The following is a 7,781-nucleotide window of genomic DNA, read 5'->3' on the forward strand; positions in this document are numbered from 1 at the left end:
GAAAGCCGCTGGATTGCAAGAGTGAATGACAACAAATAGGGAACACTACATGATTTCAAAATAAAAAAATGATTAGTGACTGGAAGAGGCAGCACCCTGATAACACCATCCTATTATCTATTGGTTGACGGGGGAGCATCGTATGCAAGAAAAAGAATAAAAGTACATTGACAAGGAGGGAAATCGATGTTTGAAAATGAACAGGCACAGGAGCGCGCCCTGCTGGTGGCGCTGGATACCGGAGAGTATGATGCTGAGACTTCTCTGGCGGAGTTGGGCGAGCTCACCGAAAGCGCTGGTGCGGAGCCGGCCTTTTTCCTGACCCAGAAGCGGCCTGCGCCAGAGTCAGCCACCTGTATTGGCTCGGGCATGGCTGCGGAGGCGGCGGAGCTGATTCAGCGGGAGGGATTGGACCTCTGCATTTTTGACCGGGAGCTAACGCCGACCCAAATTCGCAACCTGGAAGAGCTGTTTGGCGTTCGGGTCATTGACAGGACGATGCTGATTCTGGATATTTTTGCCCAGCGGGCCAGAAGCCGGGAGGGCAAGCTGCAGGTAGAGCTTGCCCAGCTGCGCTACCTGCTTCCCCGGCTCTCCGGCAGGGGCGCCGCCCTCTCCCGGCTGGGAGGAGGAATCGGCACCCGGGGCCCTGGCGAGACCAAGCTGGAAACAGACCGCCGCCATATCCGCCGCCGCATTGGCAGTCTGAAGGAGCAGCTGGCAGAGTCAGAGGCTGCCCGGGCTGTCACACAAAAGCGCAGAAAGAAAAATAGTGTTGTCACTGTAGCCCTGGTGGGTTACACCAACGCAGGTAAGAGTACCCTGATGAACCGCCTGACCCAGGCTGGTGTACTGGCTGAGGACAAGCTGTTTGCAACCCTGGACCCCACAGCTCGGGCTATGCGGCTTCCAGGGGGAAAAAATGTGATGCTGATTGATACGGTAGGCCTGATCCGCCGCCTGCCCCACCATTTGGTGGAGGCTTTCAAGTCCACCTTGGAGCAGGCGGCGGCAGCGGATATTTTGCTGAATATCTGCGACGCATCCAGCCCGGAGTGCGGAGAGCACCTGAAGGTGACAGAGGAGTTGCTGCAAAGCCTGGGGGCTGGGGACAGTCCGGTCATTCCGGTACTGAACAAGTGGGATGCAGTCATTGACCGGGAACTGGCGCCCCGTATGCCTGGGGCTGTGCCAGTCAGCGCATTGAATGGAGAGGGCATTGACCGGCTGTTGCAGGCTGTTGAGGAGAATCTGCCGGAAAAGACTTTTGACGTGCAGTTGCTGCTTCCCTTTGCGAAAAGCGGTCTGGCGGCAAAGCTACGGGAGGAGGGCGCGGTGCTTCACGAGGAATATGTACCTGAGGGCCTGCGGCTGACAGCCCGGGTGGACCAGCGTCTGTATGGCCCGGTAAGCGCCTATGACATGAACCAGACAGAGGAGGAGTAACCCCATGTTCTATCATGCAAGCCCTGCCCACTGTATTGAGGTGCTGAAGCCGCAGGTTTCCAACCACGGCAGACCGTTGGTATATCTGTCAAAAAAGCGTGAGAATGCGCTGGTGTATCTATCCAACGCTGTAGAGAAGTACTGCCGGGAAACCGGTTTTTCCCATGCTGGCCCATGGCAGAAATGGGCCAGCTATGGCTTTTATGAGGGAAAGCTGCGCTTGGATGAATACTATCCCAACGCAATATGGGACACCTATAAGGGTGTTTCCGGTTATATTTATGCCGCAGAGGAGGTGCCCGGCGGAGAGGAGCAGGAGGACATCCCGGATGCCGTCATCACCAGCCAGCCAGTGCCGGTGCTAGGCTGCGAGTATGTGCCGGATGCTTATGAGGCGATTCTTGAGGCAGAGGAGGCCGGGCTGCTACTGATTCGCCGTTACGGGGAGCTGCCGGAGGCAATGCTTGCCTGGATAGACAGCAGTATCAAGCAGGAGTATGCGGAAGCCGAGGACATCCCCACATATAGGCATTTTTTGAAGGGCAAGTTTCCTGAAATTATTGCGGGGCTGGGATAAATGTATGTCAAATGGCATAAAATGAATAATTATACATTTTGCTCTTGATTTTTGCCAAAACAGGTGTATAATATAAGTCAGAAACCAAATGGGAAAGGACTATAGAATTATGGCTAAGGAAATTAAAAAGGTTGTGTTGGCATACTCAGGCGGACTGGACACCTCCATTATTATTCCGTGGCTCAAGGAGAACTACAACAACTGTGAGGTCATTGCGGTGTCTGGCGATGTAGGCCAGGGCACGGAGTTGGACGGGTTGGAGGAGAAGGCCAAGAAGACTGGCGCCAGCAAGCTCTATGTGCTGGACCTGAAGGAAGAATTTGTTCAGGATTATGTCTATCCAACGCTGAAGGCCGGGGCAGTCTACGAAAACAAGTATCTGCTGGGCACCTCCTTTGCCCGGCCCATTATTGCCAAGGGTATTGTGGAGATTGCCAAGCAGGAGGGCGCTGACGCTATCTGCCACGGCTGCACCGGCAAGGGCAACGACCAGGCCCGCTTTGAGCTGGCTATCAAGGCATACGCCCCTGACATGACCATTATCGCCCCTTGGCGCATCTGGGACATTAAGTCCCGGGAGGAGGAGATTGAGTACGCTGAGGCCCATAACATTCCTCTGAAGATCAACCGGGAGACCAACTACTCCAAGGACAAGAATCTGTGGCATCTGTCCCACGAGGGGCTGGACCTGGAAGACCCCTCCAATGAGCCCCAGTACAACAAGCCTGGTTTTCTGGAGCTGGGCGTTTCGCCAGAGCAGGCCCCGGACCAGCCCACCTATATCACGTTGCACTTTGAGAAGGGTGTGCCTACCCAGCTTAACGGCGAGACCCTGAACGGCACACAGATGGTGGAGAAGCTCAACGAACTGGGCGGCAAAAACGGCATTGGTCTGGCAGACATCATTGAGAACCGCCTGGTGGGCATGAAGTCCCGGGGCGTGTATGAGACCCCCGGCGGCACCATTCTCTACCACGCCCACAACAAGCTGGAGGAGCTTTGCCTAGACAAGGAGACCTATCACTACAAGCAGCAGATTGCCTTGAAATTCGCTGACCTGGTGTATAACGGCCAGTGGTACACCCCTCTGCGGCAGGCTCTCTCCGCATTTGTGGACTCTACCCAGGAGACTGTCACCGGAGACGTAAAGCTGAAGCTGTACAAGGGCAATATAATTGATGCTGGGGTGACCGCGCCTTATTCTCTGTATGATGAGGACATTGCCACCTTTGACGAGGACGAGGTTTACAATCAGGCTGATTCGGCTGGGTTCATCAATCTGTTCGGGCTGCCCATCAAGGTTCAAGCCAAGAAGGGGCTGACCTATGACAAATAAGTCAGGCCAGATTGTCCATCAAGTGATTGCGTGAGGGGGCTGTCTAACCCTCTCGAATGAGAAAGCTTCCTCAACAGTTTCATGAAATCAATGCGGGAGCGGTGTATCTTTGCTGAAATACAGGGAACCGTGAATGACCGAACAAATATGTATTTATGAAAATCCAAAAGCAGGAGTTGCCATGGAGCTTATCGATATTTACGACCAAAACGGTGTGCCCACTGGCACTGTACGGGATAAGGAAACGTCCCTGGCCCCGGACGAATACTGTATGGCAGTGGGAATGTGGATTGTGGACGCAGACGGCAGGATATTCCTCACCCGCCGCAGTATAGAAAAGAAATACGCGCCGGGAAAGTGGGAGAACCCAGCCGGTCATGTACAGGCAGGGGAGTCCCCTGCTCACGCAGTGATACGGGAGCTGCATGAGGAGACTGGCCTTACTGTTGCCGAGGCGCAAATTACCCTTTTGGGCTGCTCATGCAGCTGGCCCTATCTGGGTCGGGATTTCGGCGTACATATGAACGTGGACCTGAGCCAGGTGCGGTTTCAGAAAGGGGAGACCTGTGACGCGAAATGGGTTAGCTTCGCTGAATTCGCCGCTATGGCAAAGGCAGGGGAATTTGCTCCCTCTTTAACCAGCCATATGAGGGATTACCGGGAGGCTTTTCTGAAATTTACAGGACACCCCGGGAGTAAAGCACTTGATTTTTTGGAGGCAGACAGATGAAATTATGGAAAGGCCGCTTTCAAAAGGAGGCTGACCCTAGGACCAATGACTTCAACTCAAGCATTGCCTTTGACAGCCGTATGTACAGGCAGGACATTGAGGGCAGTATTGCCCACGCCACCATGCTGGGCAGGCAGGGCATTATTGACGAGAGCGAGAGTATGAAGATTTGCGTGGAGCTGGGGAAGATTCGGGATGACCTGGATGCCGGTGTGCTGGCTATCGACCCGGACGCAGAGGACATCCATACCTTTGTGGAGCAGGAGCTCACGGCCCGGCTGGGGGACGCAGGCAAGCGCCTGCATACCGGCCGCAGCCGCAACGACCAGGTGGCTTTGGATATTCGCCTGACCCTTCGGGAGGACTGCGCAGGGCTGAAAGCCCAGTTAAAGGAATTGATTTCGGTTTTGTGTAAAGAGGCCAAGCTTTACAGTGATGCCGTCATGCCGGGCTATACCCACATGCAGAGAGCCCAGCCTGTCACCTTTGGGCACCATCTGATGGCCTATGCGGAGATGCTGCTGCGGGATGTCTCCCGTCTTGACGATGCCATGAGGCGGATGAATTACTCGCCCTTGGGCAGCGGCGCTTTGGCGGGGACCACCTATCCTTTGGACCGGGAAATGACCGCAAAGCTGCTTGGCTTTACAGCTCCTACACAAAACAGCCTTGATGCAGTTGCGGACCGGGACTTCTGCGCGGAGATTGTTTTTGCGGTGTCGCTGTGCATGGCACATCTTTCCCGGCTCTGCGAGGAGCTGGTGCTCTGGTGCTCCTGGGAGTTCCGCTTTATTGAGTTGGACGATGGCTACTGTACAGGCTCCAGTATTATGCCACAAAAAAAAAATCCGGACCTGGCTGAGCTGATTCGCGGAAAGTCAGGCAGGGTGTTCGGCGATTTGATAGGATTGCTTACCATGATGAAAGGGCTTCCCCTTGCCTATAACAAGGACATGCAGGAGGATAAGGAGGCAGTATTCGATGCGGTGGATACCTTGAAGCTGTGTCTTACGCCGTTGATTCCCATGCTGGATACCATGAAGGTACGAAAGGGTCATATGCGGGCAGCGGCAGCAGGCGGCTTTATCAATGCGACGGACTGCGCGGACTACCTGGTGTCTGTAAAGGGACTTCCCTTTAGAGATGCCTATAAAATAACCGGCGAACTGGTGGCATTGTGTATCGAACAGAAGCTGACCCTGGAAACATTGCCGCTACAGCAGTACCAAGCGGTATGTCCGGACTTTGACGAGGGAGTCTATGAAGCTATTTCCCTTGACAAGTGTGTCAGTGACAGGAAGGTTCTGGGAGGACCTGCGCCGGAGAATGTGCGGGCTCAAGCCCAACGGGTATTAGAGCTGGTAGAAGAAATGGATAAGCAAACAGGTGATCGCTGAATTGATTTGGCAAGCACTGCCTCTGTAAAGCATATTGCTTTGCAGAGGTGGTGTGAAATTCTAAAGCCGTACATATATTGTCATTTCCAATACAGATACTTTCTTTTCCAGTGTTCGATCGGAGACTTATATGCTGTACCATAAAAATTTACAGGGGTAATCAACATGGAATTTATTGATGGCGGCGTTACCGCTGCCCAAGGCTTTTCTGCCAGCGGCGTCCACTGCGGCATCCGGAAAAATCGCTCCAAGCTGGACTTGGCTTTGATCGTCAGTGAGCGGGAGTGCGCCGCAGCCGGCGTATATACGCAGAATGTGGTAAAGGGTGCGCCGGTGTCAGTTACACAGAAGAATATCGCAGACGGCAGGGCTTGGGCGGTGATCTGCAACTCTGGCATTGCCAATACCTGTGCGCCGGACGGCATGGAGACAGCAGAGGAGATGTGCCGTATTGCTGCTGAGACCTTGGAACTGCGTCCAACTGATATTGTCGTGGCCTCTACGGGCGTGATCGGTCCCTCTCTGCCTATTGAAAATATTCGTGCTGCAGCCCCGCAATTAAAGGCGGCGCTCAGCCCGGAGGGCTCTCCCGCAGCGGCAACCGCGATTATGACCACTGACATGATTGCCAAGGAGGCGGCAGTCTGCTGTACGATTGGGGGCAGAGAGGTCCGCGTCGGCGGCATTTCCAAGGGCAGTGGGATGATTCATCCCAACATGGCAACCATGCTTTGCTTTATTACCAGCGACTGTGCCATTGCCCCGGACATGCTGCAAAAAGCAGTAAAGGCCGCCGCAGACGCTACCTTTAATATGATCAGCGTAGATGGCGATACCTCTACCAACGACACCTTTGTGGTGCTCTCCAACGGCACGGCGGGCAACCAGGAGATTACCAGAGAAGGCGAAGACTATGCGCGGTTTGTAGAGGCCCTGACTGCTGTCAGCAGAAAGCTTGCCATGCTGATGGCCAAGGACGGCGAGGGGGCCAGCAAGCTTTTGATCGTCCGTGTGGAGAATGCCGCCAGCCTGGACGCTGCCAGAGTGATTGCCCGGAGCGTGAGCTGTTCCAGCCTGTTCAAGTCGGCCATGTTTGGCAATGATGCCAATGCCGGAGCCCGTGGGCTGTGCGCCGCTGGGTATTCTGGGGCTCAGTTTGACCCGGAGAAGGTCGACTTGGCTTTTCAGTCAGCCAAAGGTCGGGTAGATATTGTAAAGGCAGGTGCTTTCCTGGACTTCTCTGAGGAACTGGCGCTGGAAATTTTGAAGGAGCCTGAGATTGAGACAGTCCTTGACCTGCACATGGGCAATGCTTCCGCAGAGGCATATGGCTGTGACCTAACCTATGATTATGTGAAAATCAATGCGGACTACCGCACTTGATGGAGGAGCTATGAGCAAAAAGCCTCTGGGTATACAGAGCCTGTGGGAACTGGCGGCAGCAGTCATGGCCGTGTTGCTTTATTTGGATTTTCTGGTTATTGTCCTGTTGGGCGCAGCGGCTATAGGCGTATTGTTTCTTGACCCAGTACCGGCGGTTTTTACAGGGCTTCTTCTGCTGCTGGGCATCCTCTGTCATCTGATTACCCGGCGTCGGACAGGAAAGCTGTGGCGCAGGCTGCTGCTGGGCGGTATTGCCGCTGACTTTCTGGTAGTGGCATTTTATGTTCTGACTGCAGTAGTCATGGTGATGGCCTGGCAGTGACCAGCCGGCAGGAAAGGAGAAAAGCATATGCAGGTATCAAACAGCGAGCGGGCCAATATTCTGGTGCAGGCCCTGCCTTATATCAAAAAGTATGCGGGAGCGACCGTAGTCGTAAAATACGGCGGCAACGCCATGCTGAATGAGGAACTGAAGTCTGCCGTGATGAGCGACATTGTGCTCATGCAGCTTGTGGGCATCAATGTGGTGCTGGTTCATGGCGGGGGGCCGGAGATCAACGTCATGCTGGCGAAGGTCGGCAAGAAGAGCAAGTTTGTGGGCGGTCTGCGCTATACAGACCAGGAGACCATTGAGATCGTTCAGCAGGTGCTGGCGGGGAAGGTCAACAAGGACCTGGTACAGCTGCTGGAGAGTGCCGGCGGCAAAGCCATTGGCCTGTGCGGCCTGGATGGCTCTCTGTTGAAGGCGGACCGGATGGAGGCAGACCTGGGCTTTGTGGGGGAGATTCGGGAGGTCAACGCCGACATTCTCCACAATGCAGCCAAGAATGGGTATGTTCCCATTGTCTCTACTGTGGCGGCAGGGTACCATGGGGAGGTCTACAACATCAATGCCGATGTGGCAGCGGCCCG

Annotated in this window: 8 protein-coding genes; all 8 read left to right on the forward strand. The window is 54.6% G+C overall.

The window, feature by feature from the left end:
* Positions 1–186: 186 nt before the first annotated feature.
* On the forward strand, positions 187–1,446 hold the full coding sequence (gene hflX / locus ACTO5E_RS09190) for a GTPase HflX (RefSeq protein ID WP_482303136.1): 1,260 nt from the start codon (positions 187–189) through the stop codon (positions 1,444–1,446).
* 4 nt (positions 1,447–1,450) lie between these two features.
* On the forward strand, positions 1,451–2,023 hold the full coding sequence (locus ACTO5E_RS09195; RefSeq protein ID WP_482303138.1) for a hypothetical protein: 573 nt from the start codon (positions 1,451–1,453) through the stop codon (positions 2,021–2,023).
* Between the two features lie 109 nt (positions 2,024–2,132).
* Positions 2,133–3,359, forward strand: a complete 1,227-nt coding sequence (locus ACTO5E_RS09200; RefSeq protein ID WP_482303139.1) for an argininosuccinate synthase — start codon at positions 2,133–2,135, stop codon at positions 3,357–3,359.
* 181 nt (positions 3,360–3,540) lie between these two features.
* Positions 3,541–4,089, forward strand: a complete 549-nt coding sequence (locus tag ACTO5E_RS09205; protein ID WP_482303140.1) for an NUDIX hydrolase — start codon at positions 3,541–3,543, stop codon at positions 4,087–4,089.
* The gene (gene argH, locus ACTO5E_RS09210) at positions 4,086–5,486 is read left to right on the forward strand and encodes an argininosuccinate lyase (protein WP_482303142.1); all 1,401 of its coding nucleotides are present in this window, start codon (positions 4,086–4,088) and stop codon (positions 5,484–5,486) included. The genes ACTO5E_RS09205 and argH overlap by 4 nt, the downstream gene beginning before the upstream one ends.
* 165 nt (positions 5,487–5,651) lie before the next feature.
* On the forward strand, positions 5,652–6,869 hold the full coding sequence (argJ, locus tag ACTO5E_RS09215) for a bifunctional ornithine acetyltransferase/N-acetylglutamate synthase (RefSeq protein ID WP_482303143.1): 1,218 nt from the start codon (positions 5,652–5,654) through the stop codon (positions 6,867–6,869).
* Positions 6,870–6,879: 10 nt separating this feature from the next.
* Positions 6,880–7,191, forward strand: coding sequence for a hypothetical protein (locus tag ACTO5E_RS09220; protein WP_482303145.1), 312 nt, complete (start codon positions 6,880–6,882; stop codon positions 7,189–7,191).
* Positions 7,192–7,218: 27 nt separating this feature from the next.
* Positions 7,219–7,781: acetylglutamate kinase (gene argB / locus ACTO5E_RS09225; protein WP_482303146.1), on the forward strand; the 563-nt coding region annotated here is incomplete at its 3' end.

This window comes from Acutalibacter sp., assembly GCF_056800975.1.